Source organism: Paenibacillus sp. FSL P2-0322, from assembly GCF_037975315.1.
In the GTDB taxonomy this organism is placed as follows: domain Bacteria; phylum Bacillota; class Bacilli; order Paenibacillales; family Paenibacillaceae; genus Paenibacillus; species Paenibacillus polymyxa_B.
This window is the reverse complement of the sequence record NZ_CP150243.1, coordinates 2,541,890-2,563,351: the sequence shown is the minus strand read 5'-3', so window position 1 is coordinate 2,563,351 and position 21,462 is coordinate 2,541,890. Positions and strand designations below refer to the sequence as shown.

Genomic DNA, 21,462 nt, shown 5'->3' with positions numbered 1-21,462 from the left:
TGCCTGCCTCCAATGTTCTCTGGTTGATATAAAAAAAACCTGAGTAATCCCCGATACCAAAATGCAATTTAGTATCGAAATCACTCAGGTAATGCCCACGAATGGTAACACCCTGTTAGTTTTCAGTTCTGTTGACCAATCTGGAAATGTGAATCATAAGATACATCATTTCATCATTGGTTAATTTCTGCTCAAACTGCTTATTCACATACACCCCTATTTTTTGTACACATCTGTGCTCTTCTGGAAATTTGATTTTCAGGTCTTCGAACAAATTCATGTACTGCGGGTCTGCCGATTCGTGGGCAAAAAGCCGCTGGGCAAAAAATTTAAGATGGGTTACAAAACGGTTGTAATTCCATGAATCTTCATCAATCTCGACATTGAAGTGGTATTTTACAATATCCATAATATCCTTGATGACTTTTGACGTTTTTAGCGTCAGATCAAGCTTCTGGTTATCCAGGCGGGCGTTGACGAAATGCAGGGCAATAAACCCAGCTTCATTCTCATCGAACGTGATGTTGATCCTGTTACGAATCATCTCCAGCGCGTGTTTTCCGATCGCGAATTCTTCGCGATAAAACCGCTTGATCTCCCAAAGAAATCGGTTTTCAATCGGTGTTCCCCGTTCATGCCGTTGGATGGCGAATGAAATGTGGTCGATCAGGGCTAGGTAAATATAGTCACTAATGTCTCCAGCCAATCTCGGTCTGGCATACTCCACGATTTCATCCGCGATTTCAATACATTCCATCTTCACATCTTTCAGCAAATCCGCCAGCTTCGCGGATAAATCCTGAGTTTTGACTACAAACAGCTTCGTGATTTTTCGCTCATCGATGGTATCCCCCGGTTTCAGGTTGAATGCGATTCCATTTCCTGTCGCAATGACCTCTTGGGCGTCCTCTTCCTCTGCTAAAACGACATTGTTGTTAAGCGCTTTCTTCAAAATCATGCGACCACCTGCTTTTATTTACTGGAAGGCCATTTTTTAAAAGACTCTGTTAAAAAATGTGCATACACTAAAAAACCTGAACAGAATACCGCTTCATAGACGTTATCGCCCATTTACCGGAACTCCATTCAGGTTATGCCTAAAATAGTAACACCCTGAAAATTATGAGATTCATTTTTGTAATCGTTTTCTTGGCTTCATTATAATAGAGTTTCTTTTTTTCTGTCAACCCTTTATTAAAAAAAGCCTTCCATCCGCTTACTGCGGCTTCGGAGTCCCTGAACGATTCACAATCCAGATGCCCGCCAGTACTAAGAAAATGCCAAGCAAGGTAGCCGCTTTGAGCGCCTCGTGAAGAAAGATCCAGCCGGACACAACACCGATGATAGGAACCAGCAACAGCGTAACAGAAGCTTTACTTGCTTCCATTCTAGTGAGAATATGAGTCCACAGCAGGAATGCAAGAGCAGACGCCACAATGCCGGAAAATGAGATATAAAAGATCGACGCAGCGCTAAAGTTCGGCTCCCATCGCTCAAACAACAGGGAGTACAATAACAATCCGAGCGCACCGAACGCCATCTGCCAGGTCGTAAACTGGGTTTTATCGCAATGCTGGAGCTTGAGCTTGATAATCAGGTTCGAAAGTGCCCAAGCAATCGCTGAACTCACCCCAAGCAGCATGGCCCACAAATTGCCGCCCAAATGAATGTCCATAGCAAATAATAGCCCCAAGACCCCTGTAGCAATTCCAATCGTTTTGCGTGTGTTCAGCCGCTCACCTGGAATCATAAAATGAGCCATAATGGATAAAAACAGCGGCATGCTGTACGTAAGCACGGAGGTTAAGCCCGCATTAATGTAGTTCAGGGATATCTGAATCGCAATATTAAAATAGGTAGTCTGGAGAATCCCGCAGAGTATATACCATTTTATCGTGTGCCTGTCAGGGTTCGGAACCCGTTTCCACATCAGAATTCCGAACAGAAGTAGCGTCCCTGTGAGAAACCGAAGAGCCGCAAATTGAACAGGTTCAAAGGCTCCATTGCCCAATTTCATGATGACAAAATTAAAGCCCCAGATCAGGCATAAGAGCAGGCTCAAGCCTTTCATGCATCATACGCCTCCGTTTAGAGCACTTCTCCGCCCGATTCAATCACTTTTTTATACCAGTCAAAGCTTTTTTTCTTGTAGCGGTTCAGTGTTCCGTTGCCCAGATCATCCTGGTCAACGTAGACGAAGCCGTATCTCTTGGATGCCTGTGAGGTCGAAGCACTGATCATGTCGATGGGACCCCAGGCGGTGTAGCCGAACAGGTCCACTCCATCCTCAATGGCTTCCCTCATTTGCTCGATATGTTTTTTCAGATAGTCGATACGGTAATCATCGTTAATGGTGCCGTCAGGATTCATTTGATCTGTCGCACCCACGCCGTTTTCTGAGATGAACAGTGGCTTTTGATAGCGGTCATACAGGTTATTGAGCGCATAACGTAATCCTTTAGGATCAATCTGCCATCCCCACTCGGACTGCTCGAGGTAAGGATTCTTCACGCCACCAATCAGATTTCCGCTTGCTTTGGCATGCTGATCGGCAGTGGCACTGGCATTGTTGGACATATAGTAGCTCAGGGACACGAAGTCCACGAGGTTATCTCGCAAGATTTCATCGTCGCCAGGTTCTTTATGCAGAACAACACCCTTTTCTTTGAACATACGTGCGGTATAGGACGGATAATACCCTCTAGCTTGTACATCACTGAAAAAGAAGGACACTCGTTCTTCCTTTTGGCATTCAAGCACATCATCCGGATTGCAAGTATTCGGATAAAGCAACAGATAGCTGATCATACACCCAATCTGGGAGTTCGGTATAATCTCATGACAGGCTTTGACTGCCAGCGCGCTGGCTATAAACTGATGATGGGCAGATTGATACTTGTCCTGCTCCAGATTCGGGTGATTCTCTTCAATGATCCCCGCGCTGACAAACGGATGATGTTTGACACAGTTCATTTCGTTAAACGTAATCCAGTACTTTACTTTATCCTTGTAACGGGTAAATACAGTCTCGGCAAAACGGACGAAAAATTCAATCAGTTTCCGGTTTTTCCAGCCACCATATTCGGTGACAAGATACAAAGGCATATCGTAATGGGTCAGCGAGATGACAGGTTCAATTCCTTTGGCCAGCAGGGCATCAAAAACCTTGTCATAGAATTGCAGCCCTTTCTCATTGGGTTCTGTCTCGTCGCCATTCGGGAAAATACGTGTCCAGGAAATGGAAGTGCGAAAGCATCTAAAACCCATCTCGGCCAGCAGATTAATATCTTCTTCATAACGGTGATAGAAATCATTTCCCCGACGTTTTGGATAATTTTTGGTGCTGTTTGGGTCCAAAGCTTCCTTGACCTGCGCATGGGTCATCATATGCCACTGATCCAGCCAATGCTTTTTGTCGAGTGCTGGATCAAAGGTAAATACATCAGAAATCGAGAGCCCTCTTCCATCTACGTTGTAAGCCCCTTCAATCTGCATGGCAGCGGCTGCCCCGCCCCATAGAAAGTTCTTGGGAAAACCTTTTGCCTGTTCCATGTTGCATTCCTCCAAGTAGGTTATAATTTGTGAAGAAGTATGCGGAACCCATGTCCTTCAAATGCATCCCGGATTGCTGCATACGCTTTATGCTTTCATGCTACAATCTGGGATGCATTCCAGGTCAAGAACTAAATTTTTGGAGTTGAATGTCATGCATAATATAAAAAGAATTGCTGAAATTGCGGGGGTATCGACAAGTACCGTGTCTCGTGTGCTTAATCATCATCCATATGTCAGTGAAGCAACGCGGACCAGGGTGATGGAAGTCATTCGGGAACTGGATTATATTCCGAATATTAATGCGGTGCAGTTGAAAGTAGGCCGTACCAAGGTTATTGGGATCATGACCCCAACGATTAATAATTATTACATGCAAATCATCAAGGGAGTATCCAATGCGGGTAAAGAGCAAGATTATCAGGTTTTGATCTACCAGACGGAGGAAAATCAGGATTTGGAAAGCGCGGCGTTAGAGCTTTTGAGGCAGAAAAAAGTGGACGGGATCGTCATTTTACGGCGTATGCTGGATTGGTCTGCTGTGAGGCATTACACCAAGTATGGGCCGATTGTGACCTGCGAGCCATTAAAAAATAAAGAGATTTCATCCAATTATCTCGATCATTATGAAGGATTTCGGATTGGATTAGAGCATTTGGCCGAGCTGGGATTTAGAAAAATCGCCTGCACCGTAGGCAGAAAAAACAGCGTAAACAGCCAAAGAAGACTCCAGGCCTATTATGACCTGCTCGCGGCAAGGAAGCTGCCAGTGAATGAGGAATGGTTGCTCAGTGGTATCCATACGGTGCAGGACGGAATGCGAGCGTTCGCCAAGCTGGAGTCTTTAAAGGAACGTCCCCATGCCATCATGACAACCAATGATTTGGTGGCATGCGGTATTATCTCAGCTGCTCGTAGTAAAGGGTGGAAGGTTCCAGGAGATTTAGCAGTGGTCGGCTTTGAAGCTGACGAAAGTCAGGTAGCCGACGCCATGGGACTGACCAATATTACGAACCCATTGCAGCGAATCGGACAGGAAATGTTCCGTACATTATATCAGCAATTGAACGGACAGCCTTTGGAGCCAGCCTCCCTTGCTTTTGAATTGAAGGTCCGCCAGTCTACCTGCTAATCCATCTACAAACTAACCAATCAACAGTGTATAGACGATACCCGGCCCGTGTACACCGATCGTCAGATCATTTTCAATATCCGACGAGCGGCTCGGTCCAGTAATAAAATGAATGCCTGCGGGCAATTGCTCACGCCCGGCTTTGTCAAAGCGGTTTAGAATTTCGCCCAGTCGTGTTCGCAAGCGCTCTACTGGCAGAAGAATGATCAGTGCAGTTGGCAAAAGGCTGACTGCACGGCCTTTCTCCGGCGAGGATAACACCGCTACCGAACCGGTGTAAGCAGCCGCTTCGTCGGCGATGACGATGCCAATATCCGCCTCAGCGGCGCGGGCCTTCCAATCCTCGACTGGATCGGTGTTCCACACCGTTAAACGGACTTCCGGCAGCACCGATTCCAGCTGGAGCGCATCCAGGTCCGGCTCATTCTGCCGGACGATATAGGCCGCTCCCAGCTCTCGCGCTTTGTGCGCGATCCAGTCTGCGGTCTGCTCCAAATCCGGCAGACGCACGACATGCCCGCCAACACTTGTAAAGTTGGCGGTGAACTCCTCGATGCGCTGCTCCGTGCTCCATTCGAATTCGTGCCAAAATGCAGGTGCCCCGCGAAACGGCTGAACTGGCGGCTCCGTTTGTCGTGGACGCTTGAGCCGCTTCGCGATGCCGTCCATAAAGCGTACCTGCTTGGCACGGGATTCTGCTTCCATTTGATGAAGCCACGTTTCATGGGCCGCTTTTGCTTGCGCAGAAGGATTACTCTGTTCACTCATGCTGCATCCCTCCTTTACTTCTATCTGCCAAAATCTTCTCCATTCGGCTCAGAACATCCGGCTGCATCACGTTGCGTTCCTGCTCCAGCTTATGCTCCAGCGTGTTCCATTGCTGACGGAAGGATTTTTTCGCCAAAGAGGGAGCCACACGGTACGTATTCCATCCCTTTAGGGGGCCCAGCTTTAGGGTAATTTTGCCCTTACGAACGACCGCTTTCTGGGCAATCTGCCCTAGCCGAATCGCCACTGCGAATCGCTTCGAGCTGGAAACCACAGTCGCAAAACCTTTCATTCCTACTGTTTCCAGCTTATCTCCTTGTCCCGCCTCTACCTTACGTCTACGCAAATATACCAGCATATCATGCAGCGGTATTTTGACCGGACAGGCTTCATAACACGCACCACACAGACTGGACGCACTCGCAATATCGTTCCACTCTTCGATGTTGCCATGAAGGGCAGGCGTAAGCACTGCACCGATAGGGCCACTATATGTCCCGCCATACGCATGCCCGCCAATGTGTCGGTACACCGGACAGGCATTCAGGCAAGCCCCACAGCGAATGCAATTCAGCAACTCTTGAAACTCGGGATTGCCTAGCTGTAGTGAACGTCCGTTATCTACGATGATGATGTGCATTTCGTCAGGCCCATCGGCATCTTGGCTGCGCCGAGGGCCTGAAATACCAGACATGTACATGGTCAGCTTCTGTCCAGTAGCGGATCGTGGCAGTAATGTAGCCATCACCTCCAAATCCGTCCAGGATGGAATAATCCGTTCCATGCCCATCAGTGTAATTTGCGTTTTGGGCAAAGTGGATACCATTCGTGCGTTGCCTTCATTTTCAAACAGGACCATGGAGCCTGTCTCGGCGATGGCAAAATTACACCCGGTCATGCCAATATCCGCTTCTAGAAACTTCTCACGCAGCTTTTTGCGGACAAAGCCCGCCAAAATCGTCGTATCCGCGGACAATTTCTCCCCTGCTTCTTTGGATAACAGCTCGGCAATCTGATAACGGTTTTTGTGAATCGCCGGAATGACGATATGAGACGGGGGCTCTCCTGCCAGTTGAATAATATATTCACCGAGGTCACTTTCAATCGTCTCGATACCCGCACCCTCCAGCGCCTGATTCAAATGCAACTCCTCCGACACCATCGACTTGGATTTGACGACGGAGCGGGCTTGGCTATGCGCAGCAATATCCAGTGTAATACGTACGGCATCGGCTGCTGTATCGGCAAAATGAATATGCACCCCGTTGGCACGGGCATTTTCTACAAATAGATTTAAATAATAGTCCAGATGGGCAATGGTATGCAGACGAATTTGACGGCCCCGTTCACGCCATTCCTCCCAATTTCCGTGCTGTTCTGAAGCCACCCGCTTGCCGTTGCGCAGCCGCTCCGTAGTGAAACGAACTGCATTCCGCAGAAAATCATCATTTAGGGCCAGCTCTGCGCGTTTTTTGACCTTTTGGTTCATGGAATGTGAGTGTACGGCGGTCATGCGTGCTTCACCCCTTCGTACAGCAGCTCAGCCAGATGCATCACCCGAACTGGCTCCTCCCGATACCGAAGATTTCCAGCAATGTTCATCAAGCAGGCCATATCTAGTCCGACCAGTACCTCGGCTTCGGTCTCCCTGATGTGGTCCACTTTTTCAGTCACCATCGCTCCCGAAATATCCGGCATTTTCACCGCGAAAGTCCCGCCAAAGCCACAGCAGTCCTCAGCAAAGGGAAGTGGTACTAATTGCAGCCCCTTTACACTGCCAAGCAGCTTCATCGGTTCCTCCTTCACGCCGAGCAAACGTGTGCCATGGCAAGACGGATGGTAGGTTACCGTATGCGGAAAAGACGCGCCCACATCGGTCACGCCAAGCACCTGCACCATAAATTGCGTAAACTCATACGTCTTTTGCTCCAGCCTCCGTGCCGAATCGAGCCATTCGGGTTCATCCTTAAACAACTCCGGGTAATGATGAATCATATATGTGCACGATCCGGAAGGAGATACGACAAAATCGCTGTCGTTAAACGCTTTCAAAATCGTTTTAGCCGCAACCCTCGTTTCATCCCAATAGCCGCTATTATAGGATGGCTGTCCGCAGCATGTCTGTACCTTTGGAAAATCCAGCTGAACACCATATCTGACAAGCAAGCGTGCCATCGCTTCCCCTACCTTGGGATAAATCGCATCACTCAGGCAGGTAATAAATAAAGATACCTTCATACGGAACACCCTTCCGTCCATGGAATAGCTATTACTTTATAACTGAAAGGTTACCTATAGTGCCGCTGCGCAGTCAGATGGTGCTTCCCATCGCTGTTGCCCCCAGATTCTTTACTCAATGCTAAAAATCCGGGGGAAGTGATACTTTAGAAGCTTGCAGTGGGATTCTCACTTATAACTTTTTTACATCATCAAAGAATCCCACTGCAATAGCGATCGTAAGACCAAATGAAACGCAAAGCAGCCTTCACCTTGGAAACTCCCCGCTTCACACAACCGTAACTGGAATAGCCAGCTCCGCAAGTTGACTGCGAATCGGGTCCGACAACCGCGAATCCGTAATAATCTCGGATACCTGCGACAGGTTCACGACGTGCGTAAACGCCTGTTGCCCAAATTTGCTCGCATCCGCCAGTAAAATCACACGGTCTGCAATGCTGACCATTTTCTGCTTCAAACGTGCTTGCAGTTCATTCGATTCACTAATACCGCGATCCAGATGAACCCCCTGGCTGGAGAAAAACAATTTATCCACATAATAGGTTTCTAGTGAACGCTCTGCGAGCGGGCCTACAAATGACAGCGAGCGTTGAAGCAACTGCCCCCCTGTCGAAATAACCTCGATTTTTTCCTTACCCGCCAGCTCTGTAGCTACCCGAATTGAATTTGTTAATATTGTCAAAGGAATATCCGGTAAACTTGACGCCATATACCAGGCGGTTGTGCTGGCATCCAGCAAAATACGATCATTCGGCTGAATCTGCTTGACCGCTTCCTCGGCAATCCTACGCTTTTCCTCTGCGTTCATAATTTCCCGTACCGCATAGGGCGTTTCAGGCTGCTCGTTTTTGACACTGACCGCTCCCCCATGCGAACGGCGCAGTCGTCCCGCCTGCTCCAGGCGGTCCAGATCACGGCGGATCGTTTCCTCCGTTACTTTGCACAACTCACTCAATTCGGACACCCGTATGCTTCCTTTTTCATTAACGAGCTGCACAATCATCTCATATCTTTCTGCGACCAGCATGGCAATCTCACTCCACATCTTTAATGTACAAAAAGTCCCGCCACCCGCCGGAATTGCCCGTAGGCATCCTCCCACGCTTCTGACTCGGCAGGTTCATATTCCTCCACGGAAATAGAATCCGCGATGACCCGGCGTGCTTCCCATATATCGGCGAACTTTCCCTGTGTCATCCATTGTACCGCAAGATTGCCGATTGCGCTCGCTTCTGCAGGTCCCGCCCACACTGGTTTTTGAACCGAATTAGCTGTCCATTGGCACAGCAAGCGATTTTGAATCCCTCCTCCGACCATATGCAAACCATTAAACCGTTGTCCTGACACCTGCTCCGTAAGCTCCAAAATGTAACGGTACTTTAACGCCAGACTCTCCAAAACACAGCGCGTGATTTCTCCCGGCGTCTCGGGCAATGGCTGCCCGGTGTTGCGGCAATATTGGCGAATACGTGTTTTCATATCCCCGGCGTGCAGAAACAGTTCATCGTCCGGGTCAATCAAAGAAGTGAATGCTGGAGCCTGTTCTGCCATATGAACCAGTTCGGGGAAGGAATAGGAGTATCCCTGCCGCTCCCATTCTCTGCGCGCCTCCTGTAAAATCCACAAGCCCATAATGTTTTTAAGCAGCCTGTAAGTTCGACCGACCCCACCTTCGTTCGTAAAATTAAAACGAAGCGTATCGTCATTGATTACAGGCTGTGCCGTTTCCGTTCCCATCAGGGACCATGTTCCGCAGCTCAAGTACGCAAACGAGTGCTCCAGCGCAGGCACGGCAGCCACAGCAGATCCCGTATCGTGCTCTGCTACTGCAATTACAGGAATCGCCCCAATACCCAGATCGGTCATGACCGACGAGCGGATAGTTCCTGCAACATTTCCTGGCTCCAGTACCTCACCAAACCAGGAACGGGGAATATTGATTCCAGACAAAAGCTCATCATCCCATTTTTGCTGCAACGGATTATATAATTGCGTGCTAGTCGCATTCGAAAACTCATTGTACATTTCACCTGTCAGAAAATACCGCAGCAGATCTGGAATCATCAAGAAATGCTTTGCCTGCTCCAGCAACGGTGAACTCGCATTTCGCATAGCAGCCAGCTGATAAATCGTGTTAAACGTCAAAAACTGAATGCCTGTACGCTGAAAAATGGAGTCTTTTCCCAGCCGTCTCTGTATTTCTTCCATCACCCCGTGGGTGTGCCAATCCCGATAATGATAAGGGTTCCCCAGCAATTCTCCGGTTTCCCCAATTAATCCAAAATCGACCGCCCAGGAGTCAATCGCAAGACTGGACGGATTCACTCCCATATGCTTGGCTTTGAGCAATCCTTGCTGAACCTCGTGATACAGACGCAACAGATCCCAGTGCAGACGCTCCCCAACCTTGACCGGATCATTCGAAAAGCGATGAATTTCCTCCACCACTATACGTGAATCTGTCAATTCTCCGAGTAGAACCCTGCCGCTGCTTGCCCCCAAATCATAAGCGAGGATGCTCACCAGCTTGCACCACCCTTGCCTCTTTGCAAAATCTGCGTGCCATACTCAGACGCTAAATAGGCTTTCATCGGGTCTGCCGGTAACCCTTGCTCTTCACGGATCGCTCTGAGCAATGGTGCCACATCGAACTCAAACGCTTGGCGCACGGCATCCTCCGCACCCAGCACATCCTGGCGACTCGCCGCTTCCTCCACCTCTGCATGATTGATCAGAAGTGCCTTCGCATATTGAGTCTGCACATTCAGCACCGAGCGAATCATCGCCGGAATTTTGGGTTCAATATTGTGCGATTGGTCGATCAAATAAGCAATTTTATCGACGGTATGGCGAATATCCGCATCCACATCCTGAGCCGCATTCAAAATCTGATAAAAAATCAAGAACAGTTCATACGGATTCGCGGAGCCCACGATCAGATCATCATCCGCATATTTGTAGCTATTAAAATGAAAACCACCTAATCGCTTCTCATCAATTAGAAACGCGACAATATGCTCCACGTTGGCTCCCGGCAGATGATGCCCTGTATCCACCAGCACCTGTGCCTGCGGCCCCAGCTTGGTTGCGAAATTGTACGCCATACCCCAATCGGCAATATCCGTATGATAAAAGGCTGGCTCGAACGCCTTGTATTCAATCAACATGCGCATGTCAGGAGTAAGCGCCTTATACATTTCACTGAGCGCTTCCAGCATCCAATTTTTCCGTTTGCGAATGTCCCCCTGGCCGGGATAATTCGTTCCGTCTGCGAACCATAAGCTAAAATCGTTAGAGCCCGTTTCCTTCGCAATATCCACGCATTCCAGCAAATGGTTTATGGCCTTGCGGCGGATGGCCGGGTCTACATTGGTGACACTGCCGAGCATGTAGTCCTCGTCTTGAAACAGGTTGGGATTCACGGCCCCAATCTGTAGTCCCAAGCTTTCGGCATGACTGCGAAGCTTGCCGTAATTGTCTACTGTATCCCACGGAATGTGGATCGCAACGGATGGACATAGGCCTGTCACGGCATGAACCTGCGCAGCATCCTCCAACTTTTCGAACGGATCACGCGGCACGCCTGTTTTCTGAAAGACTTTAAACCGTGTACCTGAGTCGCCATATCCCCAGGATGGTGTTTCTATGCTAAGCGCTTTCAGCTTTGCCTTTACTTGCTCCAGGTCAATGCCCCGTTGTTGCTGTTGCTCCTCGAATAAGGCGTACGCTTTGTCACTCATCGTGGTTCCTCCTTGGAAAATGAAGTGAGTTACGGGAGGCCGCTTCGCGTGCGGATTATTCTTCCGATCGCTGTTGCAACGGGATTTCTCATTTTATAACACATGATAAGGTTAAAATCCCGTTGCAAAGGCGAACACATCGTTTCTTCAGAACAATTCCGCCCGCTCTGCTGCTGACCACCCATAAAGTCACTTCTATTTTTAAAGTGTTAGTGTGTATAAGCCCTTCGAAACTATCGTCATGTGGCTTGGATTAGTGAAATAAATTAGTACATTAAATTAGTTCATTATAATCCTAAGTGTTGAGCCGTTGAAATGAGTCTATCGCTTACATAGGTTCATTTTAATTCGGCTAGCGTGTAAATGCTGCGGGAACGCCACCGTCGATGGTCAGCATACAACCTGTCGTTTTCTCTGCCTTGGACGAGGCGAAAAAGGCAATGCCCTCGGCGATATCCTGCGGGTAAATGTTGACCAGCAACGTCGTCCGTTTGCGGTAATGTTCCTCCAGCTGGTCGGGCTCAATCCCGTAGGCGGCAGCGCGCTCGTTGCGCCAATTGGAGTTCCAGATTGCCGAGCCTTGCAGAATGGCATCCGGCAAAATGGTGTTCACACGGATACCATATTCACCGCCTTCTGCGGCAATACAACGGGCTAAATGCGCTTCCAGCGCCTTGACCGAGCTGTAGGCTGTTACATTTTTTCCTGCGTAGACCGAGTTTTTGGAACCGACGAACACCATGCTGCCGCCAAGTGTCTGCTCCTTCATGAGCTTGAACGCTTCTCGTGCAACCAGAAAATAACCCGTTCCCAGCACATTCACATTTAAATTCCATTCCTTTAACGATGTTTCATCGAACGGACTGGATGTAGCAAGCCCTGCATTGTTGACGATGATATCTACACCGCCATAGGTCAATGCCGTTTCTGCATAGGCAGCCTGAATTTGCTCCTCCAGCGTCACATCCATTTTTACGGCGATGGCACGATTTTCTCCGTAGCTGCTATTTATCTCTGCGGCTACCTTTTGCGCGCCTTCTAGATTCAGATCTGCCAGTACGACATGTGCGCCTTCATCCACCAAACGACGTGCGGTTGCACTGCCAATTCCGCCTGCACCGCCTGTAATGAACGCAATTTTACGGGAAAATTCAGCTTCTGCTGGCGCGAGTGACAGCTTATAAAGCTCCAGCGGCCAATATTCCACGTTATATGACTCGTTCTCGCTGAGTGAAACAAACTCTCCTAACGCCGTTGCTCCTCGCATGACAGCAATAGCCCGATGATACAAGGCGCCGCTTACCTGCGCGTTGCTCCAGCTTTTTCCTGTGTTGATCATACCAATACCCGGAATCAAAATTACACGTGGCGCAGCCTCAAACATAACATCTCCCTCATGCCGATTGCGCTCGAAATAAGCTTGATACTGCTCCTTATAGGCTGCTATACCCTCGGCAAGCTTAACTTTCAAGCCCTCTACATCCTCCACATCCGGTGTCCAATCTACATAGAGTGGCTTCATCTTGGTATGGACCAGATGATCCGGGCACGCAGCCCCGACCTGGGATAAAGCAGCAGAATCCCGGCCGTTCACAAACTCCAACACATCCTCCGCGTCATCAAAGGTGAGGATCATCTTTTTCTCATCACTGACTGCACCACGGACGGATGGCATGACCTGGGATGCAATGATACGGCGTTCTTTATAAGTAAGCGCTTTATATTTTGTGCCTCCAAATGCCTGCTTTTCCTCTTGACGAGCTTTAATATAGCTTTCTGCTTCTTGAATGATTTCGATTGTTTTCGCATAAGCCGCTTCGGATGTCTCTCCCCACGTAACCAGACCATGCTTTTCCATCAATACCAATTCAGCTTGTGGATGATCGAGTACACCTTGGGCAATCATTTTCGACAGCTTAAAGCCAGGACGGATATAAGGCACCCATACAAAACGGTCACCGAAAATTTCCTTAGCAATTTCCTTGCCGTTGTGCGCACAGCACAAGCTAATAATCGCGTCCGGGTGTGTATGATCCACATGTCTAAAAGGCAGAAAAGCATGCAATAGCGTCTCAATTGAAGCCCGTGGATGCTTGGCATCTATCATACAGTTCGCCAAATATGCGACCATATCCTCGTCAGACATATCTTCCCTTTCAAATAAAGGACGAATATCCTCCATACGAAGCCCTGTGAAGTTATGCGCTTTCATTGTTGCGAGATCGGAACCGCTGCCCTTAACGTACATCACTTCTACTTCACGCCCACGAAAATCTTGTATCATCGTTTTGGCCGAAGTGTTGCCGCCTCCCCAGTTGCACACACTCCTATCTGTGCCAATCAGGTTAGAACGGTATACGAGCTGTTCCAGCGTGCTTTTCTGCTCAGATGCTTGTGAAGAAATCCACAGACTTTGTACCATAGGAAAAAGACCTCCAAGTTTAGTTTTAGTTTTGAAAGGCTTTATTACAGTGGTTATTCTTTGTTTATGGAGACTATAACACTTTTGTTTTAATTTGAAAATAAGTAATACAAAAATAATCAAAAATAAATTTTAATTTTTACCCATCTATAAAACGGATATATTCATTGTAAAACGATCATTTCCACGCAGAAAATAAAGGCCATGTCAGAATCGGTTATAAGAACCTTTCTGGCACAGCCTCATTTGTTTAACTCATCTAATTACCCAACTATACGCATCACTTTGGCTAGCAGCTCGTACGAGCGCAGGCGCGCTTGATGGTCATATACCTGAGAGGTTGTAATCAGCTCATTGGCTCTCGTCTGGTCGATTATCAAATCCATCTTTTGCTTGACGGTGTCAGGACTGCCGATGGCTGAATACCCCAGCATATTACCACGAACCATCTCCTTCTCGTGCTCACTCCAAAGCTTTTCCATGTCATCCACTGGTGGCTTCAGTCCTCCGCTGTGCCCGCGCAGCACATTTAGAAACTGCTGTTCTTGTGAAGTAAAGAGCCATTTTGCTTCCTCATCAGAATCTGCAACAAGCACATTAACACCGACCATCACATATGGCTTATCCAGTGCTTTGGATGGCCGAAAATTGCGATGATACAACTCTAAAGCCTGTAACAAATGAGCCGGGGCAAAGTGGCTGGCGAACGCGAACGGCAACCCAAGCTGACCTGCCAGCTGTGCGCTGAATCCGCTTGATCCCAGTAACCAGATGGGAATGTCCAGCCCCTCTCCAGGAATCGCTCTTACTCCCGGAACGGCTCCGTTTAGCGCTGGATTCAGGTAAGAACGCAGCTCATTCAATTGCTCGGGGAAATCTTCCCCAGTACTGTGAAGCCCTCGCCGCAGTGCCCTCATCGCGGGTTGATCCGTGCCTGGAGCCCGGCCAAGTCCTAGATCAATTCGTCCCGGATAGAGCGACTCTAGGGTTCCAAACTGCTCTGCAATCATGAGTGGAGCATGGTTAGCCAGCATAATACCGCCTGAACCGACCCGAATCTTGTCTGTATGTGCAGCTACATGCCCGATGATCACGGACGTAGCCGCACTGGCGACCGCCTGCATGTTATGATGCTCCGTTAGCCAGTACCGATGGTACCCCCATTGTTCAGCATGCTGGGCAAGATCCACCGTGTCGCGGAAGGAATCGGCAGGAGTGCCGCCTTCAATGACAGGTGCAAGATCTAATATAGATAGTGCAACGTTACGCGTAGTCATTATATATAAACCCCCTGTCAAAATATTATTTTACATATTTCCCTCAACGTCTTAATTCTTTGACCCATCAATTGATACGTCAATTATGATAATGTGTTCCGTTATGAATTGCAAATGATTTAAATTTTTAGTTTTTATCAAAAAACAGTTTACTTTTATAATAAGCTCATCTATTATGCAATATATGTGGATAATGTTTATCCACATTAGCCTGGTTATAAATATTGAGGTGATTGCTAGTGCATATGAAAACAGGTGTCGAACAATCTGTCTACGCTCTTCTTCTACTCACGATGCTGCCGGACAAAGCCGTTTTACCTGGGGAGGCCATCAGCCAGCAGTTAGGTGCTTCACCTACTTATTTTCATAAACTGTTACGAAAATTGGTTAGCTCCGATTTGATTACTTCTGTACCTGGTGTCAAGGGCGGGTTCAAATTAAAGAAAAAACCTGAGGATATACGGGTATTTGACATTTATCTAGCGATTGAGGGACAACAAACCCTTTATTCTTCCAGTGGTATATACAACGAAATGCTTGAATTAAAGAAAGACGATGAGTGTTGTTTACTGGCAAATTTGATGGAAGAAGCGGAAGCCTCCTGGAAGGCAGTTCTGAAAAGAGAAACCATCGCGTCACTATCCGCTGACTTTTTTAAAGAAGGATATGATGACAAAATTACTTCTTTAGAGAACTGGATTCAGGAAAAAATGGTCTTGTAAAGAACTCTAATTAACAGAAAGGAATATGAACATGAACGATTATTTAGTAAAAGCTCTTGCCTACAACAATCAGGTACGGGCTTATGCCGTGAGAACAACGGAAACGGTAAGTGAAGCCCAACGGCGTCATTATACCTGGCCCACAGCATCGGCTGCATTGGGACGTTCTATGACGGTCGGCGTCATGCTGGGAGCCATGCTTAAGGATGAGGATAAACTGACGATCAGAATCAACGGTGGCGGACCTATCGGCACCATTCTTGTCGATACCAACTCCAAAGGTGAAGTTAGAGGTTATGTAAAAAATCCACAAACCCATTTTGAGCTTAATCAGATAGGGAAATTGGATGTCGCCAGAGCTGTAGGAACAGATGGAGCGCTAATTGTATCCAAAGATATCGGCTTAAAACACCCGTTTGTTGGACAGGTCCCTCTCATATCGGGTGAACTGGGCGAGGACTTCACATCTTATCTCGTCCAATCCGAACAAATTCCTTCTTCTGTGGGAGCGGGAGTTATTGTTAACCCGGATAACTCTATACAGGCGGCTGGAGGTTTTATTATTCAGCTGATGCCAGATACACCAGAAGAGGTTATCAGTTTTATCGAGAGACGAATTGAGAGCATTCCAAGCATCTCCGCAATGGTCATGGAAGGTCTTACACCAGAGCAGATTCTAGGTCAGATTTTAGGAGAAAGCAACATGAACATACTGGAAATCATGCCTGTACAATTTCATTGTCCCTGCTCACAAGAGCGCGTTACCAATGCCATTATCAGCTTAGGGAATAAGGAAATAGAAGATATGATCCATACCGATGGAGAGGCTGAAGCTCATTGCCACTTTTGTAACGCACACTACCATCTTACCAAAGAAGATCTCGAAGGCATGCTGGAAACAAACATCATTTAAATATGGGCTGTTCCCAAAAAGTAGGTTTAGCTACTGGGGAACAGCTTTTTTCTTTCCCAATGCTTCCGATGGTTTCTTAATCCTAAACACGGTAGACTTGTTCATGATGTAAGTGATAATGTTATATTATTCCAATCACTTGAGATGAGGTGCGCTATGCTTGAAAAAGATACGCATGAAATTCTGGCTTATTATGATGGCGGTGCAGAAATAGGCAGGTTAGAGCGAGGCATAGGAAAAATAGAACTGGAAAGATCAAAAGAAATCATTTCACGTTATCTCAGGGAGTCTACTCATGTTATTTACGATATCGGCGGCGGTGTAGGGGTCTACTCTTCGTGGCTGGCGGAGCTGGGATACGAAGTTCATCTATTTGATCTATCTTCCCAAGCCATTGAATTCGCTCGTCAGCAGCAACTGAATAAACCCATCATCAGCAAGCTGGAAACCGCGGATGCCAGAAATCTTGATCGTAAAGATGAAAGCGCGGACATCGTGCTATTGATGGGACCTTTATATCATTTAACGGAACAGAAGGAACGAGTAAAAGCACTGCAAGAAGCGGCGCGTGTCTTAAAAAAAGGTGGAACGCTGATTACTTCAGCTATTTCCAGGTTTGGCTCGCTACTGTGGGGGCTATCGGTGTACGGTGAGTGCAATACCATTGTGGAGGAAGATGCGTTCATGGATATGGTCAGACAGGAGCTAACAGTTGGTCAGCATGTGCGCCCTGCTGCTTATCCCTCTTTTCTCACACGCTCCTACTTCCATACACCGGATGCCTTGCGCGCAGACTGGCAGGCGGCTGGATTACCGAAGCCTCGTATACTGGGTGTGGAAGGACCCGTCTGGATTGCACCCGGATTTGAGGAAAAGTGGGTGCTTCCTTTCCATCGCAGCCGCTTGCTGGATATATCACGGCAGGTTGAAGAGCAGGAATCCGTAATCGGTATGAGCCCGCATATGCTTGCGGTAGGTACCAAGTCTTAAAACTCAGCACCTCTACAATTACGGTCAGATGCCGCTGCTTTAATAGTTCACGATCTATTGCTACGATATCCTCTCCAAGAGGATTAGCTATACCGTCCAAATGCTGAGTAAACGTCATTCGTCCACTCTTCATAGGCCGTAAATCCTTCATCACGGTTTCAAGAGCAGCTTCCCACTTCTCATCTGCCGGGTAATATAGCACGTAGTCTAATTCTCCTTTGGATGCCAGTTGAGGTAATAGGATTTCTTGAAGCAACATGTTGATTTCTTTTAAAAAGGCTTTATTGTCCGGACTTCCTCCCAGAAAAATGCCTTGGGGGTTGCTCAATACAGCGGTATCCCCATTATTAGATAAAAAAATTTTACCCGGTATAGTGCCGCTAATGACACCTTGAATCGATATGTGATGCTTCATTGTAATAAAAAGACCGAATGCCTTATAAAAATAAGATTCCGCGAGTTCTATTCCTTGAATCATGTGATGAGCACACATCTGTCCGATTTGCCTCCCATAAGCCTATGAGAGATTCTTTCTTATTCATTTAAATACATAAACCTCTCATAAGCTTTTTGATTTGTTTGTTCGTATTCAAACATCATCACTCCTTTAAACGTATTAGAGGATTAGGCTCTAAGATGGTCTGTACTTGATGCCTCGCTTCATTATGGATAAAACATACAATTCGGTCAAGTGTACTTCTGGTAATGAAGAAGGCCTCGGCAGCACAATTGAATGGCTTCTGTGTATAGGCTATTGTAAGGATAGGAGACTTTTCCCAGATAAAAGAACTTACAGGAGGTTGTTTTCCTTGATGATCCTTGAGCTAGTGGCCATTATTTCTATTGCTCCCTTGTCCACGTTTTTCTCCTTTAGATACCGCTTGTGGAGACAACTATTATGAGAAGTGAACATGAAATGCTTCATACCATTCTCCATCTTGCTCAAGAGGACGAACGGGTACGTGCCGTGATTCTGAATGGTTCACGCGCCAATCCACATGCTCCACGGGACATTTTTCAGGATTATGATATCGTCTTTCTCGTATCCTCCATGGACAGCTTTATTCAGGAACGTCGCTGGATCAACCATTTTGGTGAATTGATCATTATGCAGACGCCCGATGAGCATATGGAACCTGCTCCGATGCCCCGTGATCGCTTTGCTTTTCTCATGTTATTTACGGACGGCAATCGCATAGATCTTACTCTCTATCCTACAGAAAACATCGCCAATTGGACCCGAGACAGCTTAAGTGTACTGCTGCTGGATAAAGACGGGCTTGTGCAGCCTTTCCCACCGCCAAGTCTTCAAGATTATAAGACGATACCCCCAACCGCCCAAGCCTATGCGGATTCCTGCAACGAGTTCTGGTGGGTCAGTACTTATGTGGCTAAAGGATTATGGCGACAAGAGCTGCCCTATGCTAAATTTATGCTGGATCGGCCTGTTAGAGATGCGCTCCACTTGATGTTGGAATGGCATATTGGTATACGAACAGACTTCGCGGCAGATCCGGGTAAGCAGGGAAAATATTTCGAGAACCACCTTGAGCCTGAACAATGGACAGCCTACATCCAAACGTTTGCGGATGCAGATTATGAACATATGTGGCAGTCTCTTTTTATCATGGGAAATTTATTTAGAGAAGTTGCCTTGGAAGTAGCGAACCATTATGGTTACGAATATCCGACTCTGGACGATCAACGTGTTACGAACTATCTCCATCACGTAAAAGCTCTCCCAGCAGATGCTAAGGACATTTATTGATAAAAAACCAGTCGGCACTTGATTTATATGTGCTAGGCTGGTTTTATTTTTATACACTAACGTTATTCTGTCGTATGTGCTGCTTTAGATATTGCGCTGTTCGTTCCGGTTGCGAGATCGGAAAATGATGGGCTGCCGGAATATTCAGCGTATGCAGGGCATGAAATGGCTCGGGCAACTTATAGATCTGATCCTTCACACCCCATAGAATCGAAACCTCCTCTTTATCCATTCTTTCGGGTATCTCAGGGACCGACCGGAAGCTATCGGACTTGGTTAGCATGGCTAGGGCTTGCGCAGTCGTCTTTCTTACGCGTGGGGAACGCATTTCTTCAAGAACATATGTGATGTATGCTGACGGGATATCGTCGATACTTTCAAAACAAGTCTGCGCAAGCAATTGCTTGCGTAAGCCTGACTCGCTGAGTCTGCCTAGCATACTCTCCGTAATTCGTGCGCTCCGATATCTGCGCGGAGCAGTATGCAATACAGGCTGCAATAGGTGTAAGCTACTGATACGCTCAGGTACGCGTTCCCATGCCTTAGCAGCTAGTAGTCCGCCGAACGAATGACCTACAAGGCAGATTGGCGTTTCCAAAGCCTGAATAGCCTGCACTAACGATTCAATGTGGCCTTCTAGTACATCCTCCTTATGATGGTATGGGGAACGGCCAAAACCGGGAAGATCCACCAAGCAAACAGAGGATTCCGGAAATTGATTTGCCAGCGGTATCAAACAATCTGCCCCGCTGAAAGTACCGTGAACTAATACGATCGTTGGATTTCCATTCTTCACCCTTCGCTCCAGGGTAGCTAATGGCCCACGTCTGTTGCGGACATATCCATCTGTATCTATGGTGGAATGAGCAATCCTGAAATCAAGATCAGTAATGACAAATGGGAACATGCTTTTGTTCGTTGCCTGTGACAACCCGTATTTACGTTGAATCTCTCGTGCTGCATCCAGTGGGTAGTCCACATCCACGATAAAATCGAGTGATTCCTTCGGAATACCTAACTTTTGGCCCAGAGGAGTACCCAATATACTGGTTAGCCAAGCTGGCGAGATCGAACCGAGCGGTTTACAGACACGAAGCTCCTTCGCCATATTCGTTCCCAGCTCTATCATCGTTGGACTCTGCTGCCTGTCATCCATCAAGTAGTATGTTTCACTAGCAGGATGTGATTCCTTCGTAAGAACACTGATCAATTCGGCTGCATGATCTACATGGACCAAGGGAAGCCAATGAGATTTTCCGCCGGGGACAAGTCCCATAAGCTTGCGCGCTGTAGAACCTACGAGAATGCCTAGCCCACCAGTTTGGGGCGTATCCCCAGACTCTGAGTCACCCATGACAACGCTCAAATGGACAACCGAAAGCGGAAATCCTTCCTTGTGTGCTCCTTGACGAATACGCAAATCAGCCAAAAATTTCATCCGTTCATATGGAGGCGCCTGTTCCAAATGAGCGATGACGGGCTCGGGAGTAATCCAGTTATGATCATTAAAAGGGCTTTTGTAACCAACCAAATGAATAAAATGTCGTAACCCTTTGCTCGCATGAATATGTGTAGCCAACGTTATCATTTCTTCTGCCGCTTGTAGAAAAGCTGCTCTCGCATCCTCCTCTCCCAGCAGAATATCCATCGGGCCTCCTGCGTGAATTATCACATCTGCTGTCTCCACGAGTTGCCTGTCAACAGGATTTAATCCTAGAGCAGGTATACTCAAATTGCCAATAACCGGTGTTAATTTCCCGATATGCCATGCTGTCTCCAAATCCATTTGCCTGCATATTTGTTCCCACTTCTGCTGCGAACGAACCAGGACGGTAATAGTGTGTTCCGCCTTTGAAAGTTGTCGTAACGTATGCATGCCGATAAACCCTGTGCCGCCCGTGATAAAGATATGTGCCATATACGAAACCTGCCTTTTTTAA

17 protein-coding genes are annotated in these 21,462 nt (G+C 47.4%); 5 read left to right on the top strand and 12 right to left on the bottom strand.

The annotated features are described in order from the left end of the window. Positions 1-115: 115 nt before the first annotated feature. From MKY24_RS11530 to MKY24_RS11520, 3 genes are all read right to left on the bottom strand, one after another. Positions 116-958, bottom strand: a complete 843-nt coding sequence (locus tag MKY24_RS11530) for a PRD domain-containing protein (protein ID WP_023988429.1) — start codon at positions 956-958, stop codon at positions 116-118. A 258-nt stretch (positions 959-1,216) separates the two neighbouring features. Next, positions 1,217-2,071 (bottom strand): DMT family transporter, encoded by an 855-nt coding sequence (locus MKY24_RS11525; RefSeq protein WP_068940819.1) that lies wholly within the window; start codon positions 2,069-2,071, stop codon positions 1,217-1,219. Positions 2,072-2,088: 17 nt separating this feature from the next. Then, complete coding sequence (locus MKY24_RS11520) at positions 2,089-3,552, bottom strand: glycoside hydrolase family 1 protein (protein WP_068940817.1); 1,464 nt, start codon at positions 3,550-3,552, stop codon at positions 2,089-2,091. 154 nt (positions 3,553-3,706) lie between these two features. On the opposite strand from MKY24_RS11520, the gene MKY24_RS11515 reads away from it, so the two are divergent. Continuing rightward, complete coding sequence (locus MKY24_RS11515) at positions 3,707-4,684, top strand: LacI family DNA-binding transcriptional regulator (protein WP_339201999.1); 978 nt, start codon at positions 3,707-3,709, stop codon at positions 4,682-4,684. 12 nt (positions 4,685-4,696) lie between these two features. Here MKY24_RS11515 and MKY24_RS11510 read toward each other — a convergent pair whose 3' ends face one another. From MKY24_RS11510 to MKY24_RS11475, 8 genes are all read right to left on the bottom strand, one after another. Further along, positions 4,697-5,452: an LUD domain-containing protein gene (locus tag MKY24_RS11510; RefSeq protein ID WP_075154143.1), complete on the bottom strand. Its 756-nt coding sequence runs from the start codon at positions 5,450-5,452 to the stop codon at positions 4,697-4,699. Continuing rightward, positions 5,445-6,965, bottom strand: coding sequence for a LutB/LldF family L-lactate oxidation iron-sulfur protein (locus MKY24_RS11505; RefSeq protein WP_339201996.1), 1,521 nt, complete (start codon positions 6,963-6,965; stop codon positions 5,445-5,447). Before MKY24_RS11505 ends, MKY24_RS11510 begins: the two co-directional genes overlap by 8 nt. After that, a complete protein-coding gene (locus MKY24_RS11500; RefSeq protein WP_023988423.1) occupies positions 6,962-7,690 on the bottom strand; it encodes a (Fe-S)-binding protein in 729 nt (242 codons plus the stop codon). The genes MKY24_RS11505 and MKY24_RS11500 overlap by 4 nt, the downstream gene beginning before the upstream one ends. A 268-nt stretch (positions 7,691-7,958) precedes the next feature. Further along, complete coding sequence (locus tag MKY24_RS11495; RefSeq protein WP_023988422.1) at positions 7,959-8,717, bottom strand: DeoR/GlpR family DNA-binding transcription regulator; 759 nt, start codon at positions 8,715-8,717, stop codon at positions 7,959-7,961. A gap of 20 nt (positions 8,718-8,737) precedes the next feature. Next, a complete protein-coding gene (gene rhaB, locus MKY24_RS11490) occupies positions 8,738-10,213 on the bottom strand; it encodes a rhamnulokinase (protein WP_339201994.1) in 1,476 nt (491 codons plus the stop codon). Further along, positions 10,210-11,430, bottom strand: coding sequence for an L-rhamnose isomerase (gene rhaI, locus MKY24_RS11485; RefSeq protein ID WP_025724216.1), 1,221 nt, complete (start codon positions 11,428-11,430; stop codon positions 10,210-10,212). The genes rhaB and rhaI overlap by 4 nt, the downstream gene beginning before the upstream one ends. Before the next feature lie 352 nt (positions 11,431-11,782). After that, the gene (locus MKY24_RS11480) at positions 11,783-13,852 is read right to left on the bottom strand and encodes a bifunctional aldolase/short-chain dehydrogenase (protein WP_339201992.1); all 2,070 of its coding nucleotides are present in this window, start codon (positions 13,850-13,852) and stop codon (positions 11,783-11,785) included. Positions 13,853-14,115: 263 nt separating this feature from the next. Next, the gene (locus tag MKY24_RS11475; RefSeq protein WP_023988418.1) at positions 14,116-15,129 is read right to left on the bottom strand and encodes an LLM class flavin-dependent oxidoreductase; all 1,014 of its coding nucleotides are present in this window, start codon (positions 15,127-15,129) and stop codon (positions 14,116-14,118) included. Between the two features lie 245 nt (positions 15,130-15,374). Here MKY24_RS11475 and MKY24_RS11470 point away from each other — a divergent pair, with 245 nt between their 5' ends. The 4 genes from MKY24_RS11470 (at position 15,375) to MKY24_RS11455 (ending at position 19,522) form a co-directional block, all read left to right on the top strand. Then, a complete protein-coding gene (locus MKY24_RS11470) occupies positions 15,375-15,851 on the top strand; it encodes an Rrf2 family transcriptional regulator (protein WP_081327414.1) in 477 nt (158 codons plus the stop codon). Between the two features lie 31 nt (positions 15,852-15,882). Next, positions 15,883-16,764, top strand: a complete 882-nt coding sequence (gene hslO, locus MKY24_RS11465; protein WP_339201991.1) for an Hsp33 family molecular chaperone HslO — start codon at positions 15,883-15,885, stop codon at positions 16,762-16,764. 156 nt (positions 16,765-16,920) lie between these two features. Then, entirely contained in the window at positions 16,921-17,754 is an 834-nt protein-coding gene (locus MKY24_RS11460) for a class I SAM-dependent methyltransferase (RefSeq protein ID WP_339201990.1), read from the top strand. Positions 17,755-18,652: 898 nt separating this feature from the next. Next, positions 18,653-19,522, top strand: a complete 870-nt coding sequence (locus MKY24_RS11455) for an aminoglycoside 6-adenylyltransferase (protein ID WP_339201989.1) — start codon at positions 18,653-18,655, stop codon at positions 19,520-19,522. A 49-nt stretch (positions 19,523-19,571) separates the two neighbouring features. Here the strand turns inward: MKY24_RS11455 and MKY24_RS11450 are convergent, their stop codons facing one another. Further along, a complete protein-coding gene (locus MKY24_RS11450) occupies positions 19,572-21,440 on the bottom strand; it encodes an alpha/beta fold hydrolase (protein ID WP_264453841.1) in 1,869 nt (622 codons plus the stop codon). Positions 21,441-21,462: the final 22 nt, after the last annotated feature.

Bases quoted from the DNA above. Each gene is read 5' to 3' on its own strand.
- MKY24_RS11530 (WP_023988429.1), bottom strand. From the start codon at position 958: ATGATTTTGAAGAAAGCGCTTAACAACAATGTCGTTTTAGCAGAGGAA.
- MKY24_RS11525 (WP_068940819.1), bottom strand. From the start codon at position 2,071: ATGAAAGGCTTGAGCCTGCTCTTATGCCTGATCTGGGGCTTTAATTTT.
- MKY24_RS11520 (WP_068940817.1), bottom strand. From the start codon at position 3,552: ATGGAACAGGCAAAAGGTTTTCCCAAGAACTTTCTATGGGGCGGGGCA.
- MKY24_RS11515 (WP_339201999.1), top strand. From the start codon at position 3,707: ATGCATAATATAAAAAGAATTGCTGAAATTGCGGGGGTATCGACAAGT.
- MKY24_RS11510 (WP_075154143.1), bottom strand. From the start codon at position 5,452: ATGAGTGAACAGAGTAATCCTTCTGCGCAAGCAAAAGCGGCCCATGAA.
- MKY24_RS11505 (WP_339201996.1), bottom strand. From the start codon at position 6,965: ATGACCGCCGTACACTCACATTCCATGAACCAAAAGGTCAAAAAACGC.
- MKY24_RS11500 (WP_023988423.1), bottom strand. From the start codon at position 7,690: ATGAAGGTATCTTTATTTATTACCTGCCTGAGTGATGCGATTTATCCC.
- MKY24_RS11495 (WP_023988422.1), bottom strand. From the start codon at position 8,717: ATGCTGGTCGCAGAAAGATATGAGATGATTGTGCAGCTCGTTAATGAA.
- rhaI (WP_025724216.1), bottom strand. From the start codon at position 11,430: ATGAGTGACAAAGCGTACGCCTTATTCGAGGAGCAACAGCAACAACGG.
- MKY24_RS11480 (WP_339201992.1), bottom strand. From the start codon at position 13,852: ATGGTACAAAGTCTGTGGATTTCTTCACAAGCATCTGAGCAGAAAAGC.
- MKY24_RS11475 (WP_023988418.1), bottom strand. From the start codon at position 15,129: ATGACTACGCGTAACGTTGCACTATCTATATTAGATCTTGCACCTGTC.
- MKY24_RS11470 (WP_081327414.1), top strand. From the start codon at position 15,375: ATGAAAACAGGTGTCGAACAATCTGTCTACGCTCTTCTTCTACTCACG.
- hslO (WP_339201991.1), top strand. From the start codon at position 15,883: ATGAACGATTATTTAGTAAAAGCTCTTGCCTACAACAATCAGGTACGG.
- MKY24_RS11460 (WP_339201990.1), top strand. From the start codon at position 16,921: ATGCTTGAAAAAGATACGCATGAAATTCTGGCTTATTATGATGGCGGT.
- MKY24_RS11455 (WP_339201989.1), top strand. From the start codon at position 18,653: ATGAGAAGTGAACATGAAATGCTTCATACCATTCTCCATCTTGCTCAA.
- MKY24_RS11450 (WP_264453841.1), bottom strand. From the start codon at position 21,440: ATGGCACATATCTTTATCACGGGCGGCACAGGGTTTATCGGCATGCAT.